Genomic DNA, 17,034 nt, shown 5'->3' with positions numbered 1-17,034 from the left:
AGAGAGGGAAGTATTTTTATAAGAGCTGTTTAGCTTCCTCTACGTTTACCTGCAAGACGCTTCTGATAAAAGGATACTTAGCTTTCATTTCATCATAGTAACTACCTTCTACAAGAAATTCACCTCGTCCTTGAATTCTAAATCCTGTTCCTTGGTATCCATTGTAGCCTTCTACTTCTCGCGCAGCCAGGGTTAAGATTAGTTGATCATTTAATGCTAAGTCTTCTTCAATGCTTCTCATACCAGCCGCAGGGATTAATATAGTGTCATTATCCTTTATAACAAGGTAAGAATTCCAGGTACAAGTTACATGTGGTTGATTCTTACTCCAACTAGTAATTGATACTGGGCCTTCGTGCTTCAATACTTCATAGAAAGTTTCTGTAAACATAGCTTATCCCTTTCAAATACATTCTGTAATGTACTACTATCATAATATTTTATATTTTAATTGTCAAAATTTACTTATTTTAGATAAAGCTTCTTGAACTATTTAAAGAAAACTGATATACTTATTGTAAAGTTATAACTTTACAAAGGAGATTTATATATGTTTTCTGGTAATCAATTAAAAACTGCCCGTCAAGCTAAAAAAATGAGTCAAGAAAAGTTAGGTCAACTTATAGGGGTTAATAAAATGACTATTTCTCACTGGGAAAATGGGAAAAACATTCCCAACCAGAAACATTTTCTGAGTTTGCTTAAGATTTTTGGAGCTAATGAAGACTATTTCAATACTTATAGCAGTATTTTAATCCCCTATAAAGAACTCAATGATATTAATAAAAAGAAAGTTATTATGTACTCAAAAGATTTACTCACTAAACAAAAAATTATTGCCAAACTCCCTCCCAAAAAACTTTATTCCTATAGGGTTTATGAAAGCCTTTCAGCTGGTACTGGTTATTCTTACTTTGGTGACGGAAATTATGACACTGTTTTTTATGATGAACAATTAGATTATGACTTTGCATCATGGGTTTTTGGGGATTCTATGGAACCTACTTATCTTAATGGAGAGGTTGTATTAATTAAACAAGAAGGCTTTGATTATGATGGAGCTATTTATGCTGTTGAATGGGATGGCCAAACCTATATTAAAAAGGTCTACAAAGAAAAGACTGGTTTACGATTGGTCTCTTTAAATAAAAAATACTCTGATAAGTTTGCACCTTTTGATGAAAATCCACGTATTATTGGGAAAATAATTGCTAATTTTATTCCCTTAGAAGCTTAGTTCTATTAGTTTATAAATGGAATCTAGGATAATAATATTTTTATTTTTTGAGTTTCGTTATATAAATTTCTTGGCTTTGATATTTTAACTATAAAAAAAAACGAACAAGGCAGAATTCTAAATATTAGAAAACCACTTTTGTTCGTTTTTTATAGTTGAAATCTGACTTTTGTCCAATCTCTTTAAAAATAAATATCTACTTATTTACGTTTTTTCTTAGCCTTTTTGATTTTGTTAGCTTGACGTTTCATAGCTTGCTTCATAGCAAATTGTCCTACTTTGCCCTTTAAGCCTCCACCAAACATTTGGCTCATATCCATATCTCCACCAAGTGCTGACATCTCAGGTAATCCTCCTTGGGCCATCATGCCTTCTAAGCTAGACATATCTGGCATTCCATTTCCCATATTAGGCATGTTTTTAGGGAGGTTATTGGGATTAATGCCCATTTGCTTCATGGCCTTGTTCATGTCTCCAGACATAACTCCTTGCATCATTGTCTTAGCCTGATTGAAGTCCTTAATAAATTTATTAACTTCTACAAAAGTGTTCCCAGAACCTGCAGCAATACGACGACGACGGCTTGGATTTAACAAGTCAGGATTTTCGCGTTCAGCTTTTGTCATTGAAGATACAATAGCACGTTTACGAGCAATCTGTTTTTCATCAATTTTTATATTAGCGAGGGCTGGATTACCTGCCATTCCTGGAATCATTTTTAATAGGTCTTCCATCGGGCCCATATTTTGAACCTGATCTAATTGATCAATAAAATCGTTAAAGTCAAATGTGTTTTCACGCATTTTTTCAGCTAACTCAAGTGATTTTTTTTCATCATATTCTTGACTAGCTTTTTCAATAAGGGTAAGTAAGTCCCCCATACCTAAAATACGGCTAGACATCCGATCTGGATGGAAAGTTTCAATATCTGTAATTTTTTCACCGGTACCTGTAAATTTAATAGGTTTACCTGTAATCTCACGTACAGAAAGTGCCGCTCCACCTCTGGTATCTCCATCAATTTTAGTAAGAACTACACCAGTGATATTTAATTGTTTATTAAATTCCGAAGCCACATTAGCAGCTTCTTGACCAATCATGCTATCAACGACTAATAAAATCTCATTAGGATTTGCCAGTTCTTTAACATCACGAAGCTCTGTCATTAACTTTTCGTCAATTTGCAAGCGACCTGCCGTATCAATCAATACGTAGTCATTTCGGTTGCTACGTGCCAATTCGAGACCTTGACTAACAATTTCAATAGCTGAATGGTCTACTCCCATATCAAAAACGGGAACATTAATTTGTTGACCTAATATTTTTAACTGATCAATTGCAGCAGGACGATAAATATCTGCTGCAATCATTAAAGGGCGAGCATTTTCTTCTTTAATTAATTTATTGGCTAATTTTCCAGCAAATGTTGTTTTACCTGCCCCTTGAAGACCTACCATCATAATGATAGTTGGAATTTTTGGTGATTTTTCAATCTGAGCAGTTTCTGATCCTAATATTTCTGTTAGTTCTTCATTAACAATTTTTAAAATTTGTTGTGTAGGATCTAAAGTATCAATAATTTCATGCCCTATAGCACGTTCACGGATACCTTTAATAAAAGCCTTGACTACAGGAAGTGCAACATCGGCTTCTAATAAGGCTAGACGTATTTCTTTAGTAACATCTTGAACTTCTTTTTCTGATAGTTTTTTCTTACCACGAATATTTTTAAAAACACCTTGTAAACGTTCTGTTAAATTCTCAAAAGCCATATGCTACTCCTTTTAATCTCTATTATCTATACTTGTTAATATGGAAATTTTTTCTTGTAAAAAGCTATCTTCAGGATATTTATTACTAATACTATCAAAAATTTGACCGCGTACTATGTAATCAGAATACATGTGTAACTTCATTTCATAGGTTTCCAAAATTTTTTCAGTTCGTTTAATATTATCATAGACAGCCTGCCTACTTACACCAAACTCTTCTGCAATTTCTGCTAAGCTGTAATCATCAGCATAATAAAGCTCAATATAATTCATTTGTTTGTCGGTTAGTAAAGCGGCATAAAACTCAAACAGAGCGTTCATTCGATTTGTTTTTTCAATTTCCATAATCTTCATTCTACCATATAATGACTTGGTTTAACAATAGCAAATCCTTGATATATAGTATCTCTCTTAATATAAGAAAAAAGAGTCTATCATTAAACTCTTCTTACTATTTATTTTCCAAGTAAAATTCGAATCGATCACCAACATACTGGCTTCTAACATATTCAAAGGGATTACCATCTGTAAAATAGGAAACTTGTGTTAAGGCCAAAATGGCATGCCCACGGTTAATGGATAGGTAATTAGCAACCTTTTCACTGGCTATCTTGGCATAGATAGTTTGTTGACTTTTACCAATTTCATAACCATTAGTAATTAAAGTTTTAAAAAAATGTTCAGTAATATCTTCTCGATTAACATTTTTAATATATCTTTCTGGAATAGAAGCTACTTCATAAACCAAGGGAATACCGTCTGCGTAGCGTATACGTTCCATTCGGATAACATAGTCATTTTTTTCAAGCTTTAGCTTTTTTAATTCTGTATCTGAAGCAGGCTGCCTTTGGTAAGTTAATAATTTTGATGAGGGAATTTTTCCTTGTGAGTTAACAATTTCTGTGAAGCTAGTTGTTCCTCGCATTTTATCTTGAACACGATGGCTAGCAACAAAGGTTCCACTTCCAATGCGTCGTTCCAAGATACCTTCTTCTACTAACATGGTTATGGCTTGACGTAAAGTCATTCGACTCACGCCAAACTGACTGGCTAGATCTCGTTCACTAGGTAATCTGTCTCCAATAGGCCAACGCCCTTTATCAATATCTCTTTTTATAGCATCATGAATTTTTATATAGGCTGGTAGCATTGTACAGAACTCCTCAATTAAGAATTGGCATTTATTTTATTCTATCATAATTAGAGGTAAAAAAGCAGGCCAATCTTAGAAAAACTAAACCTCTTTTCATAAAAGTAAGATTTTTTTGACTGAGATTTTTAAGCCTTGAAAAGCTAATGCTAATTTCCTAAAAATATGCTACAATGGTTTGAAAACTATTAGTTATGTAGCTAATGTAAATGAAAGGATTACAATGACTGAAATTGAAATTTTGAAAGACATTCAAAAGATTATTGTTCTTGATTATGGTAGTCAATACAATCAGTTAATTGCTAGACGCATCCGTGAGTTTGGTGTATTTTCTGAATTAAAAAGCCATAAGATTACTGCTGAGGAAATACGCGAGATTAATCCAATAGGGATTGTTTTATCTGGTGGACCTAATTCAGTGTATGCTAACAATGCTTTTGGAATTGACCCTGCTATCTTTGAACTGGGTATTCCAATTTTAGGTATCTGCTATGGCATGCAGCTAATCACTCACAAGTTGGGTGGAAAAGTTCTACCAGCAGGACAGGCAGGGAATCGTGAATATGGGCAATCAACCCTAATATTAAAAAAAGAATCTAAGCTTTTCCAAAATACTCCTGATAGCCAATTGGTTCTCATGAGTCACGGGGATGCAGTTACTGAAATTCCAGATGGCTTTGAGCTTGTTGGAGCTTCAAATGATTGTCCCTTTGCTGCTATTGAAAATAGTCAAAAGAATTTCTATGGTATCCAATTTCATCCAGAAGTAAGACATTCTGTTTATGGAAATGACATCCTTAAGAATTTTGCAGTTAGCATTTGTGGAGCACGTGGGGATTGGTCAATGGATAATTTCATTGACATGCAAATTGAAAATATCCGTAAACAAGTTGGTGACAAAAAAGTTCTTCTTGGCTTATCAGGTGGCGTAGACTCTTCTGTAGTAGGTGTTCTTCTGCAAAAGGCTATTGGTGATCAACTCACATGTATTTTTGTTGACCATGGTTTGTTACGCAAAAATGAAGGTGACCAAGTCATGGGTATGTTAGGTGGAAAGTTCGGCCTTAATATTATCCGAGTAGATGCTGCAAAACGTTTCCTTGATTTACTAGCTGATATTGATGATCCTGAGAAAAAACGTAAAATCATTGGGAATGAATTTGTTTACGTCTTTGACGACGAGGCAAGTAAACTTAAAGGAGTAGACTTTTTAGCACAAGGTACACTCTATACTGATATTATTGAATCCGGTACAGAAACAGCTCAAACCATCAAGTCACACCACAATGTGGGTGGCCTACCTGACGATATGCAATTTCAGTTAATTGAACCTTTAAATACCCTCTTTAAAGATGAGGTGCGTGAATTGGGAATAGCCCTTGGCATGCCAGAAGAAATCGTTTGGCGCCAGCCCTTCCCTGGACCAGGACTTGCAATTCGTGTCATGGGTGCCATTACTGAAGAAAAATTAGAAACCGTTCGTGAGTCAGACGCTATTCTTCGCGAAGAGATTGCCAAAGCAGAACTTGATCGCGATGTCTGGCAATATTTCACCGTTAATACTGGTGTACGTTCTGTTGGGGTTATGGGGGATGGTCGTACCTATGATTATACTATTGCAATTCGTGCCATTACTTCGATTGATGGAATGACAGCAGATTTTGCACAGCTTCCTTGGGACGTTCTTAAGAAAATTTCAGTCCGTATCGTCAATGAAGTAGACCATGTGAATCGTATTGTCTACGATATTACAAGTAAACCACCTGCAACTGTTGAGTGGGAATAAGTAAAAATCATTTATTTTAAGGAAACTATCTGGTTTCCTTTTACTTATTTCTTTTTTAGCTTAAAATGATATTTAAATTAGAATCAATTCCTTCATCTTAGCAAGTAAAATAGGACTTTTTTGTATATACTATAATATTGTCTATAATATTATTAATGGTTTTTTATAAGTATTTTCTAATACTATAATATGTTTTAAAGAATAAAGATAAATTGACACTAAGGGTTTTTTACGGTATGCTATTTAGTGTTATATTTTAAGGAGATTTACGACATATGGATACTAAAAACACAAAAACTTTCTTCGGTCATCCCCGAGGTTTGTCAACACTCTTTTTCACTGAGATGTGGGAGAGATTCTCATACTATGGAATGCGAGCTATTCTGCTTTATTATATGTATTATAGCGTCAGTCAAGGGGGTTTAGGGTTTGACAAGGTAACTGCTGCGTCAATCATGGCTATCTATGGTTCCCTTGTATATTTGTCAACAGTAATTGGCGGTTTCATTAGTGATAGAATCCTAGGAAGTAGAAAATCAGTCCTATATGGCGGAATCCTCATTATGATTGGTCATATTGCACTTGCTACTCCTTTTGGTAAAACAGCACTTTTTGTATCTATAGCTTTTATTATACTGGGAACAGGTTTTTTAAAACCCAATGTTTCAGATATGGTTGGCGGCCTCTATGATGAAAAAGATTTAAGACGTGATGCTGGATTTAGTATTTTTGTATTTGGGATTAACCTAGGCGCCTTTGTTGCCCCTTATTTAGTAGGTTACCTTGGCCAAGAAATTAATTTCCATTTAGGATTTTCATTAGCTGCAATCGGTATGTTCCTTGGTTTACTTCAATACGTTCATGATGGAAATAAATATCTTTCGGAAGAAAGTTTAAAGCCTACCGATCCCCTATCAGATGCTGAAAAAAAAGATTTGAAAAAGAAAGTAGCCTTAGGAACAGTTGCTACTATCATTTTATTAGTATTACTACAACTATTAGGGTTACTTACAATTAATAGTATTATCAACATTTTCACTATTATTGCTATCTTTATTCCTATTTATTATTTCTTCAAGATTTTAACCAGTAAGAAAATTACCCAAACTGAGCGTTCTCGTGTTTGGGCCTATATTCCTCTTTTTATTGCCTCAATTTTATTCTGGTCAATTGAAGAACAAGGTTCTGTAGTCTTAGCCCTATTTGCTGATGAACAGACACGTTTATATTTCAACTTATTTGGTAGCCATATTAATTTCCCATCAAGTTATTTCCAAAGTATTAATCCTCTTTTCATTATGCTTTATGTTCCATTTTTTGCATGGATTTGGGCTAAATTAGGAAATAAACAACCTTCATCTCCTAAAAAGTTTGCTTATGGTTTAATTGCTGCAGGTTTATCATTTATCTGGATGATGCTACCTGGCATATTATTTGGAGTGAATGCCAAAGTAAGCCCAATGTGGTTGATTATGAGTTGGGCAATCGTTATTGTTGGTGAAATGCTAATTTCTCCAATTGGTCTATCTGTTACTACTAAATTAGCACCAAAAGCCTTTCAAGCACAAATGATGTCCATCTGGTTCTTAAGTAATGCTTCAGCACAAGCTATTAATGCACAAATTGTTAAGTTTTATACATCTGGAAATGAAGTGCTCTATTATGGTATTGTTGGTAGCATTACTATTGCATTTGGTTTACTACTCTTCTTATATGTTCCCCGTATTGATAAACTCATGGTTGGAGTTAAATAAACTAGAAAAGCCCTTAGAAGTTAAAGTTCTAAGGGTTTTTTACTATACCTAATATCTTATTATTTTAGTTAAGCTAAGTATTCTTTATTTCTGATTAATATGACAGTTGCCATTATTATGAAAAGTCTATTTTTCTAATCAGATTGTATTTTTATTCTTTGTTGACAGTTGGAGTCTGATGGGTATAATTAGATTAGAGATACAAATGGAGGTTATTATGTTTGCTTTTGGTACAATTATAGATACTGCTGCTATTGTTCTAGCGGGTTTTATTGGCTCAATTTTTGGGCATTATTTAACGCCAAGGCATCAAGATAGTCTCCTTATGGCTTCTGGAATTAGTGTGCTATTTATTGGTATTTCCGGTGCTATGACTGGCATGTTAAAACTTTCTACAGATGGTTTTTCCAGTGGCCATAGTATGCTAGTTGTGGCTTGTCTTGCCTTAGGGGCTTTAATCGGGGAAATTCTAAATATCGAGCTTTGGTTTGAAAAATTTGGACACTGGTTAAAATCACTGACTGGGAATAAACAGGATTCTGACTTTGTAAATGGTTTTGTTTCTGCAACCCTAACAGTCTGCATTGGAGCTATGTCTATTATTGGTCCCATACAAGATGGTATTTCTGGAAACTATGCTATCCTTGCTACAAAAAGTGTACTTGATTTTATTATTGTAATGATTTTGACCTCATCCTTAGGAAAAGGCGTTGCATTTTCCGCTATTCCAGTCTTTGTACTTCAGGGGGCCATTACCATTTTAGCTAAATTACTCCAACCTTTTATGACAGTCACAGCCCTAGCTAACATTACTACAATTGGTTCAATTCTTATTTTTTGTATAGGTATCAATTTGGTCTGGGATAAAAAAATACGAGTGGCTAATATGCTCCCTGCTTTAGTGTTTGCAGCTGTTCTGGCTTATATTTAAAGGGATAAAAATCAATAAAAGATAAGCATATACTAATCATCCTGGTTGGAAAAACTTCTAGGAGAATCAGCATATGCCTATCTTTATTTTTTATTAAGGCCAAACCATTAAAAACAAGTAGCCTTTTTACTCATGTAATTCCAAAGGAAGACCATCTGGATCAAAAAAGAAGGTCATTTTTTTACCTGTGTAATCATCTGTTCTCATTGGCTCTACTGGAATATTCATACTTTTTAAGTCAGCTATATATTCTTCAATATTTTCAACATAAAAAGCAAGATGTCGCAAACCACATGCCTCACGGTCATATTCTGGTTTGCCAACTCGTTTAGGAGGTTGAACATATTGGGGATCTTTTTTAGAATTTCCAAAAATTTCTAATTCTATTGTACCACATTTTAAATCAAGCTTATAATCATGTCGTTCTGGTCTATGGTTTTCTCTGATAATATCAAATCCTAATTTATTAACATAGAAATCCTTGGAAAGGTCATAATCAGAGACAATAATAGCCACATGGTGGATTGCATTTAATTTCATTTTTTCTCCTTTAAATAAAAAATAGAAAAACAGGACTTAGCCTGTTTTTATTTATTCAAGAGCTACTTGGTTATAAGAATATTCAAAAGCTTTCAGGATTGATTTGGGAGCGGTCTTAAAATCTATTTCTTCTTTTAAAACACCTTTTACGATAATTCTCTCTGTAGCTTCTAAATCAGTACAAGTAACTAAGGTAATTTCCTTTTGGCCTGGTGTATCATTAATAACATCAACACGTTCAGGAAGGACACTTTCAACACTAGTAACATCATAACGGAAAATCTTTTCCTTGTCAGTTAAATAGATAGGCATACCTTTTTGAGCTTTTTCTAAAGGAGAAAATAGCATTTTAGAAGATCCAGCTAAGCCAAAAATATGATGACTTGCTAGAGCATAATTATTATCTCCACCCATTACCTGATTTTCTTTCATGGTACCAGCTCCATACATCAACTCAACATTACCCAAACCTTTAAATATAGGCAAGTTAATCCCGATATCCGGTATCGCTATGCCACCAATAACAGGAAGTTGCTGTGATGCCATTTGGGCATTAATAACGGAATCTGTACTAACTGACTGAACTGAAGCAAAATCGAAGGTGCCTTTAGCTTCCTTATTTTTTTCAATAGTTTCTTTACTAATTTTGGTAACTTGATATTTATTAGAATTCCAAGCAATTACAGTATTTCTAATAGGTTTATTAAAAAGTAAGCCTAAACCTATTAGAAATAAAATGACAACTAAAAGTGGTCTCAGTCTAGACAGAAAACTTTTTTTCTGTTTAACTCTTCTTCTTCTGGACAATTAATTATACCTCATTTATATTATTTTCATCTTCTGCACTAAGGCTTTCTTTGTTTTCTAAATTTTCTATAGCTTCAGGATCAACTAAAGCAAAGGTTACAAGCTTAGAGTTTTGATCTAAGCGCATTATTTTAACACCTAAAGTTGCTCTTCCTGTTTGAGAAACATTAGCAATATTTGTACGGATAATCACACCTTTATCAGTAATAATCATAATGTCTTCGTGACCAGATACTGTTACAAGTCCAGCCAACTGTCCATTTTTAGCAGTAATATTGGCAGTTTTAATCCCTTTACCACCACGTCCCTTAGTAGGGTACTCGCTTGCTGAAGTTCGTTTCCCATAGCCATTTTCCGTAATAACTAATACTTCTTGATCATCTTTTATTCTGGATGCTCCAATTACCATGTCATTGTCACGTAAGGTCACACCTTTGACACCTGTAGCAGAACGTCCCATATTACGAACGGTACTTTCCTTAAACCTTACAGAATATCCCGATTGGGTTCCAATAATAATATCTTCATTACCATCAGTTAGAAGAACATTAATTAACTCATCCCCATCTTTTAAATTAAGAGCACGTAAACCATTTTGTCTGATATGACTAAATTCAGCTGAACCCGTACGTTTAACTAGGCCTTTTCGTGTGGTAAAGAAGAAATATTTATCGGTAATATCTTCTTTTCTTGCCTTAATTGTAGTCTGAATAGTCTCACCTTCATCGAGTTTTAAAAGATTGACAATTGGTAATCCTTTTGCAGATCTACCATACTCAGGAATTTCATAAGCTTTTAAGCGATAAACTCTTCCCTTGTTTGTAAAGAACAATAAGGTATCATGAGTACTTGTTGAGACGAGTTCTTTAACAAAATCATCATCATTGACTCCTGTTCCTTGGACACCTCTACCACCACGTTTTTGAGCTCTAAATTCGTCCTGAGCCAAACGTTTGATGTAACCATTATTTGATAGGGTAATGAGAACATCTTCTACTTCAATTAAATCTTCATCTTCAAGGGAAAGGACTTCCCCCACCATTAATTCTGTCCGACGAGGATCTGCATATTTACGTTTAATCTCATCCATCTCTTCAATAATAATGGCTTGAACACGCTCAGGCTTAGCTAATATATCAGTTAAATCAGCAATAAGGGCAAGTAAATCATCATACTCTGACTGTATCTTATCCCTTTCCAAACCGGTCAAGCGACGTAAACGCATATCTAAAATAGCCTGACTTTGACGATCTGATAAATCAAACCTACTTGTTAATTCTGCCTGCGCAATTACATCGGTTTGACTGTTTCGAATAATTGAAATAACTTCATCCAGATGATCTAATGCAATCAACAAGCCTTGTAAAATGTGGGCTCTTGCTTCTGCCTTGTCTTTGTCAAACTGTGTACGACGAGTGATTACCTCTTTTTGATGACTAATGTAATTATCAATAATCTGTCTCAAGTTTAAAACTTTAGGGACACCATTTTCAATAGCCAACATATTAAAGCTGAAATTAGTCTGGAGACTTGTTAGCTTAAAGAGATTATTTAAGATGACATTCGCAGATGCATCTCGTTTCACTTCAATAACAAATCGAACCCCTTCACGGTTAGACTCGTCACGAACTGCTGTAATACCTTCAATACGTTTTTCTTGAGCTAATTTTACAATATGTTCATGGACCTTGGTTTTATTAACACCATATGGGAATTCTGTAACAACAATGCGTTCACGTCCTGTTTTAGAGGTTTCAATTTCAGTACGAGAGCGTAGTACAATTGATCCACGACCAGTTTCATAAGCTCTGTGGATACCAGATCTTCCCATAACCATAGCTCCAGTAGGAAAATCTGGTCCAGGAATAACCTCCATTAAGTCTTTTGTTGTACAGTCGGGATTGGTCATTACCATTTTAACGGCATCAATTGATTCACCCAAGTTATGGGGAGGAATGTTAGTTGCCATACCGACAGCAATTCCAGTAGCTCCATTTACTAAAAGATTAGGAAAACGAGCTGGTAAAACAAGGGGTTCACGCTCACTTCCATCATAGTTATCTTGAAAGTCAACAGTATTTTTATTAATATCTTTTAAGAGTTCTAAGGCAATCTTACTCATGCGAGCTTCAGTATAACGTTGAGCCGCAGCTCCATCGCCATCCATAGAGCCAAAGTTACCATGTCCATCAACTAGCATATGACGATATGACCACCATTGGGCCATCCTTACCATGGCTTCATAAATAGATGAATCTCCATGTGGATGGTACTTACCCATAACATCCCCGGTAATACGGGCTGATTTTTTATGAGGTTTATCAGGGGTAACACCTAGTTCATTCATTCCATAGAGAATACGACGGTGAACCGGTTTTAAACCATCACGTACATCTGGCAATGCTCTAGCAACTATAACACTCATGGCATAGTCAATAAAACTAGTCTTCATTTCACTGGCCAGATTAACGTCTATTAAATTTCTATCTTGCATTTAAGGAATGCTCCTTTTCTAGTCAAAACTCATGGTTATTATAACATAAAATCCTTATTTTTACCAATTGGAAGCGATATCAGAAAACTATTTTCACTAATTTGTGAATTTAAGTGACAAACTATTTTCAAAATGCTAAAATTAGTTTGTATGGGCTATATGTCTAATAAAAAAAGGAGATTTTTTAGAAATGACTGTAACTAAACAACATAAAAAAGTTATCTTAGTCGGTGATGGAGCTGTTGGTTCATCTTACGCTTTTGCATTAGTAACCCAAAATATCGCTCAAGAACTTGGTATTATTGATATTTTTAAAGAAAAAACAGAAGGTGATGCTGAAGATCTAAGCCATGCGCTTGCCTTTACCTCCCCTAAAAAAATCTATGCAGCTGACTATTCAGACTGTCATGATGCTGATCTGGTCGTTTTAACTGCTGGTGCACCCCAAAAACCAGGTGAAACAAGACTTGATTTAGTTGAAAAAAATCTACGTATTAATAAAGAAGTTGTAACAAAAATCGTTGAATCTGGTTTTAATGGTATCTTCTTAGTAGCTGCCAATCCAGTTGATGTTTTAACCTATTCAACTTGGAAATTCTCAGGCTTCCCTAAAGAGCGTGTTATTGGTTCAGGTACTTCTCTTGATTCAGCTCGTTTCCGTCAAGCTTTGGCTGATAAAATCGGTATTGATGCACGTTCTGTCCATGCCTATATCATGGGAGAACATGGAGACTCAGAATTTGCTGTTTGGTCACATGCCAACGTGGCTGGCGTTAAGCTTGAACAATGGTTACAAGACAACCGTGATGTTGATGAACAAGGCTTAATTGACCTCTTCATCTCAGTTCGTGATGCAGCATATTCTATCATTAATAAAAAAGGAGCAACCTTCTATGGTATCGCTGTAGCACTTGCTCGTATTACTAAGGCTATTCTTGATGATGAAAATGCTGTTCTACCACTCTCAGTATTCCAAGAAGGACAATATGAAGGTGTGACAGATTGCTATATCGGACAACCTGCTATTCTTGGTGCCTATGGCGTGGTTAGACCAGTTAATATTCCTTTAAATGATGCAGAACTACAAAAAATGCAAGCCTCTGCAAACCAGTTAAAAGCTATTATTGACCAAGCTTTCCAAAAAGAAGAATTTTCTTCTGCTGCTAAAAACTAGGTCTTAAAAAACTCTAACATACTAACCTTAAATAAAACTTATTTAGGATTAATATTAGAGTTTTTTATTATTTAACCTGATTATTATTAGAAAAAGGGATATAGAAGTAATGTTCTATATCTCTTTTTTTAGTATTATTATTTTGCACCAAGTGCTGCCATTGTAATATAGTTATATGGCTTGTTAAAGTGTGGCAAGAAGAGGATATCTGTTAAGGCTAACTCTTCAATGGTTACTTGTTTTTGAATAGCAAGTGAGAACATATGAATACCCATTGAAATATCTTCATGTGACATCATTTGAGCTCCAAGGATAATTCGGCTATCTTTATCATAAACAATTTTAATAGCAACTTCATGGTTATCATGTTTGATAAATTCAGGTTTTTGTAAGTCATTAAAGCCAGTTTCAACAGCATTGTAGCCTGCTTGTTTTGCTTTTTCTAAAGTTAAACCAGTTGACACCATATTCAAACCATAAATAGAAATACCATTTGAACCTTGAACACCAACTCCTTCAAGTTCATTTCCACAGGCATTGTGAGCAGCAACAATACCAGTACGAACAGCATTAGAAGCTAGGGCAATATAGTTAGTTTCTTGGCGTGAATTATCATAAATAGTTGCACAATCACCAATAGCAAAAACATCTTTCATGCTAGTTTCTTGTTTTTTATCTACTACCCAAGCACCGTTACGGAATGTTTCAAGTTTTCCTTGACCTAGGCCTGTATTTGGACGGAAACCAACTGCTAAGATAACCATATCAACATCAAAACTATCTTTATCTGTGATAAGACGTTCAACTTTTCCATTTCCTTCAACTGCTTGTACAGTTTGTCCGAAGGCTAAAGTAATACCATGATCTTCTAGATTTTTGTTCATAGCATCTGTAAAGTCACGATCATAGTAACCACCAAGTGATGTTTCAGCAATATCTACTAAAACTACTTCTTTACCTTTACGTTGGAAAGCTTCTGCTAACTCAACACCAATGTAGCCAGCACCAACGACTGCTACCTTATTGATCCCTGGTTTTTCAAGTTTTTTAATAACTTCTTCAGAATTTTGATAAAGTTTAACAAACTGTAGGTTTTCTAAAGTAGCTTTAAATTCGCGAGAACCTTCTTGGATTTTAACACCTTTGATTGGTGGAATAATTGGCTGAGAACCCGTTGCTAAAATCAATTTGTCATAAGATTCAACATGTTCTTTACCTTCTACCAAGGCAGTTACTTCTTTTTTATCATAGTCAATATTAAGAACTGGTGAGTTCATGTAAACTTTTGCACCCATTGATTCTAACTGCTCTTTATCTGAGTAGAACAAGCCATCTGGGCCATCGATTTGTTCACCAATCCATAAGGCCATACCACAGCCTAAAAATGAAATATTTGAGTTTTGATCAAATGTCACAATCTTATTTTCTTCTCCGTACTTGCTTAACATTGTTTTGATAGCTGCTGTACCTGCGTGGTTAGTCCCCACAACAACAATTTTACTCATATATATTTGTTCCTCTTTTCACAATATTTAAGTTTAGAGTTTTATTATAGCACAGCCTAATTTTCTCTCAAAACTTTTTGCTCAAACTTCGTTATTTTTTTCACTTTTGTGTTGGATTTCTAATAAAATTAGCCTCTTTCTTTCTTTAAAATAAAGCGTTTCTTTGTACAAGCCTATAATTCGTTTGTGATTACACAAACTTCAAAAGTGCTTTTTCACTAGAATTAGTGAAATAACTAACTATTTCTTCTGTAAAAAAATACCTGTTCGAGAACAGATATTCTTAAAAATGAAAAAATTACATAAAGAAAGATAATAACTCTATTAGGTAAAGATTAAAGTGAACTTGTCTTGAATAATAAATGTTTCCTCCATTTTTATATAGCTTACCACCTGATATAAGAGCCAGAGGATGATAATAAAAATAACTTTGACCATCTTTATTTCCTAAACTAGGGGCAACGACTGTTTTAGAATACTGGCTTGCTAAATCAATGGAATTTTCACCACCATTTTTAGCAACAAAATCAATATAGGCTGTTCCAAAATTATAGGCTTGAACGGCTGTCCAAGAATCAACTCCAGCTTTTTCAGCTAAGATAAGATTATCTGATAATAACTTGACACCATGTTCAATACTCGATTTACTGTCAGTGATGGTATTGGTTGAGCCACTGCTACTTTCACTTGATTGCATAACATCCACTTCTCCACCCTTAGTTTCTGTGTAAATCATAGCCAATACTAAGTTCTCATTTGCCTTTGTGTCATTTTTAGCGAGTATTTTTGCAACAAGCGGTTGATAGTGCATGACATTTTTAACATTCTTATAAGTGATATAGGCTTGATAAACACAAAAGATAAAGAAAACTAAAAAGACTACACGTTTTATGAATTTAAACATTTATTTATTCTTAATATCCTCAATATTTTTTATCAAAATAGAATAGGTTCCATCATCATTCATAATAAACTCTACAGACTCTGCATCTTGATAGATAGCATTTGGAACAGTTAATTCTATTCCATTAGAGAGTGAGAGCTTTTGACTTTCAAATTTTTTCATTTGCCTAGAATGGTCAATGTCATTTATTTTGATTGGTTCTGGAATCGATTCTTTAACCTGATCCACAAAGGTTAGACGGGCTGTTAAATTATCATCAAAGAGTTGATCAGCTAATTGCTCTGGAGATAATTCTGCCTCTTCATCTAAATTTTTAAAAATAGCAGACTTCATTTTTGACTGGAAATTAAAGTCATCCTTATTGAAGTTTTCTGCAATTTTCTGAGCAGTTTGTTCTATAGTTTTAATTGATTTTTTCACGGATTGCTCTGGTTTAACCTTCAAAAGATTTTCTGAAAAATAATTTTCAAAACTCCCATTATGTTTAACACGCTTTTCAATTAAATAATAATTGTGGGCCTGTAAATTAATAACAAGGGCCTCATCTGGAGCCTGAGAAGGGCTAGGCAGGTTATTTTGTGTGATACTTAATGGCTGTTCACTATTTTCTGCAAGGTGAGTTAAGCTTTCTTTTAAAGTAATTCGAAGAAAGGCAAAATAAGACTGTCCTTCCTTATCAAATTGTATAAAAACCAGATCATTTGTTTTTTGATCCTCAGAAATAAGAAATTCTTCTTTCCAAAGTTTAGCAATCCTTTTACTAGATACTAACAAGTCATCTGAAATAAGGTTAAAGAAGACATTCTCAGAATCAAAGTGACCACGTTTTGCGTCATCCGAAAAAACCTTTGCTAACTTTTTACGAAAATACTCATCAATTCTAGGAGTTACCGTAATTTCAGTATCTGATAAAAACAAGTCTGTATCATTTGGCGAAAACTGGTGAATAAAAATTTTTCTAATATAAATATCTAACATGT

Annotated in this window: 15 protein-coding genes; 5 read left to right on the top strand and 10 right to left on the bottom strand. The window is 34.4% G+C overall.

Annotated elements, in window-relative coordinates; genetic code table 11:
• Positions 1-16: 16 nt before the first annotated feature.
• Positions 17-391, bottom strand: a complete 375-nt coding sequence (locus A3GU_RS0102430) for a pyridoxamine 5'-phosphate oxidase family protein (protein ID WP_018365952.1) — start codon at positions 389-391, stop codon at positions 17-19.
• A gap of 159 nt (positions 392-550) precedes the next feature.
• On the opposite strand from A3GU_RS0102430, the gene A3GU_RS0102425 reads away from it, so the two are divergent.
• A complete protein-coding gene (locus A3GU_RS0102425; RefSeq protein WP_018365951.1) occupies positions 551-1,237 on the top strand; it encodes a LexA family transcriptional regulator in 687 nt (228 codons plus the stop codon).
• Between the two features lie 200 nt (positions 1,238-1,437).
• Here A3GU_RS0102425 and ffh read toward each other — a convergent pair whose 3' ends face one another.
• The 3 genes from ffh to A3GU_RS0102410 form a co-directional block, all read right to left on the bottom strand.
• Entirely contained in the window at positions 1,438-3,009 is a 1,572-nt protein-coding gene (gene ffh / locus A3GU_RS0102420) for a signal recognition particle protein (RefSeq protein ID WP_018365950.1), read from the bottom strand.
• Positions 3,010-3,021: 12 nt separating this feature from the next.
• Positions 3,022-3,354 (bottom strand): putative DNA-binding protein, encoded by a 333-nt coding sequence (locus tag A3GU_RS0102415; RefSeq protein ID WP_026216416.1) that lies wholly within the window; start codon positions 3,352-3,354, stop codon positions 3,022-3,024.
• A gap of 106 nt (positions 3,355-3,460) precedes the next feature.
• On the bottom strand, positions 3,461-4,159 hold the full coding sequence (locus A3GU_RS0102410; protein ID WP_018365948.1) for a GntR family transcriptional regulator: 699 nt from the start codon (positions 4,157-4,159) through the stop codon (positions 3,461-3,463).
• A gap of 223 nt (positions 4,160-4,382) precedes the next feature.
• On the opposite strand from A3GU_RS0102410, the gene guaA reads away from it, so the two are divergent.
• From guaA to A3GU_RS0102395, 3 genes are all read left to right on the top strand, one after another.
• A complete protein-coding gene (gene guaA, locus A3GU_RS0102405) occupies positions 4,383-5,945 on the top strand; it encodes a glutamine-hydrolyzing GMP synthase (protein WP_018365947.1) in 1,563 nt (520 codons plus the stop codon).
• A 275-nt stretch (positions 5,946-6,220) separates the two neighbouring features.
• Positions 6,221-7,699, top strand: coding sequence for a peptide MFS transporter (locus A3GU_RS0102400; protein ID WP_018365946.1), 1,479 nt, complete (start codon positions 6,221-6,223; stop codon positions 7,697-7,699).
• Positions 7,700-7,916: 217 nt separating this feature from the next.
• The gene (locus A3GU_RS0102395; RefSeq protein ID WP_018365945.1) at positions 7,917-8,630 is read left to right on the top strand and encodes a DUF554 domain-containing protein; all 714 of its coding nucleotides are present in this window, start codon (positions 7,917-7,919) and stop codon (positions 8,628-8,630) included.
• Positions 8,631-8,756: 126 nt separating this feature from the next.
• On the opposite strand, the gene gloA2 is transcribed toward A3GU_RS0102395, so the two are convergent.
• Genes gloA2 through gyrA form a run of 3 tightly spaced genes read right to left on the bottom strand, consistent with a single transcriptional unit; the run spans position 8,757 to position 12,471 of the window.
• Positions 8,757-9,170: an SMU1112c/YaeR family gloxylase I-like metalloprotein gene (gene gloA2 / locus A3GU_RS0102390; protein ID WP_018365944.1), complete on the bottom strand. Its 414-nt coding sequence runs from the start codon at positions 9,168-9,170 to the stop codon at positions 8,757-8,759.
• 51 nt (positions 9,171-9,221) lie between these two features.
• Positions 9,222-9,977: a class A sortase gene (locus tag A3GU_RS0102385; protein ID WP_018365943.1), complete on the bottom strand. Its 756-nt coding sequence runs from the start codon at positions 9,975-9,977 to the stop codon at positions 9,222-9,224.
• Positions 9,978-9,981: 4 nt separating this feature from the next.
• On the bottom strand, positions 9,982-12,471 hold the full coding sequence (gene gyrA, locus A3GU_RS0102380) for a DNA gyrase subunit A (protein ID WP_018365942.1): 2,490 nt from the start codon (positions 12,469-12,471) through the stop codon (positions 9,982-9,984).
• 190 nt (positions 12,472-12,661) lie between these two features.
• Between gyrA and A3GU_RS0102375 the strand changes: the two genes are divergently transcribed.
• A complete protein-coding gene (locus tag A3GU_RS0102375) occupies positions 12,662-13,645 on the top strand; it encodes an L-lactate dehydrogenase (protein WP_018365941.1) in 984 nt (327 codons plus the stop codon).
• A gap of 137 nt (positions 13,646-13,782) precedes the next feature.
• Here A3GU_RS0102375 and nox read toward each other — a convergent pair whose 3' ends face one another.
• From nox to A3GU_RS0102360, 3 genes are all read right to left on the bottom strand, one after another.
• A complete protein-coding gene (gene nox / locus A3GU_RS0102370; protein WP_018365940.1) occupies positions 13,783-15,150 on the bottom strand; it encodes a H2O-forming NADH oxidase in 1,368 nt (455 codons plus the stop codon).
• Between the two features lie 298 nt (positions 15,151-15,448).
• On the bottom strand, positions 15,449-16,054 hold the full coding sequence (locus A3GU_RS0102365) for a lysozyme family protein (RefSeq protein WP_018365939.1): 606 nt from the start codon (positions 16,052-16,054) through the stop codon (positions 15,449-15,451).
• Positions 16,055-17,032 (bottom strand): nucleoid-associated protein, encoded by a 978-nt coding sequence (locus A3GU_RS0102360; protein WP_018365938.1) that lies wholly within the window; start codon positions 17,030-17,032, stop codon positions 16,055-16,057. It lies immediately after the preceding gene.
• Positions 17,033-17,034 lie beyond the last annotated feature (2 nt).

Origin of the sequence: Streptococcus didelphis DSM 15616 (assembly GCF_000380005.1) — a bacterium.
In the GTDB taxonomy this organism is placed as follows: Bacteria; Bacillota; Bacilli; order Lactobacillales; family Streptococcaceae; genus Streptococcus; species Streptococcus didelphis.
Note: the sequence above shows the minus strand (reverse complement) of the source record. Positions and strands in the feature narration are given on the sequence as shown.

Excerpts from the sequence above, each read along its gene's own strand:
- A3GU_RS0102430 (WP_018365952.1), bottom strand. The coding sequence starts at position 391 with ATGTTTACAGAAACTTTCTATGAAGTATTGAAGCACGAAGGCCCAGTA.
- A3GU_RS0102425 (WP_018365951.1), top strand. The coding sequence starts at position 551 with ATGTTTTCTGGTAATCAATTAAAAACTGCCCGTCAAGCTAAAAAAATG.
- ffh (WP_018365950.1), bottom strand. The coding sequence starts at position 3,009 with ATGGCTTTTGAGAATTTAACAGAACGTTTACAAGGTGTTTTTAAAAAT.
- A3GU_RS0102415 (WP_026216416.1), bottom strand. The coding sequence starts at position 3,354 with ATGGAAATTGAAAAAACAAATCGAATGAACGCTCTGTTTGAGTTTTAT.
- A3GU_RS0102410 (WP_018365948.1), bottom strand. The coding sequence starts at position 4,159 with ATGCTACCAGCCTATATAAAAATTCATGATGCTATAAAAAGAGATATT.
- guaA (WP_018365947.1), top strand. The coding sequence starts at position 4,383 with ATGACTGAAATTGAAATTTTGAAAGACATTCAAAAGATTATTGTTCTT.
- A3GU_RS0102400 (WP_018365946.1), top strand. The coding sequence starts at position 6,221 with ATGGATACTAAAAACACAAAAACTTTCTTCGGTCATCCCCGAGGTTTG.
- A3GU_RS0102395 (WP_018365945.1), top strand. The coding sequence starts at position 7,917 with ATGTTTGCTTTTGGTACAATTATAGATACTGCTGCTATTGTTCTAGCG.
- gloA2 (WP_018365944.1), bottom strand. The coding sequence starts at position 9,170 with ATGAAATTAAATGCAATCCACCATGTGGCTATTATTGTCTCTGATTAT.
- gyrA (WP_018365942.1), bottom strand. The coding sequence starts at position 12,471 with ATGCAAGATAGAAATTTAATAGACGTTAATCTGGCCAGTGAAATGAAG.
- A3GU_RS0102375 (WP_018365941.1), top strand. The coding sequence starts at position 12,662 with ATGACTGTAACTAAACAACATAAAAAAGTTATCTTAGTCGGTGATGGA.
- nox (WP_018365940.1), bottom strand. The coding sequence starts at position 15,150 with ATGAGTAAAATTGTTGTTGTGGGGACTAACCACGCAGGTACAGCAGCT.
- A3GU_RS0102365 (WP_018365939.1), bottom strand. The coding sequence starts at position 16,054 with ATGTTTAAATTCATAAAACGTGTAGTCTTTTTAGTTTTCTTTATCTTT.
- A3GU_RS0102360 (WP_018365938.1), bottom strand. The coding sequence starts at position 17,032 with ATGTTAGATATTTATATTAGAAAAATTTTTATTCACCAGTTTTCGCCA.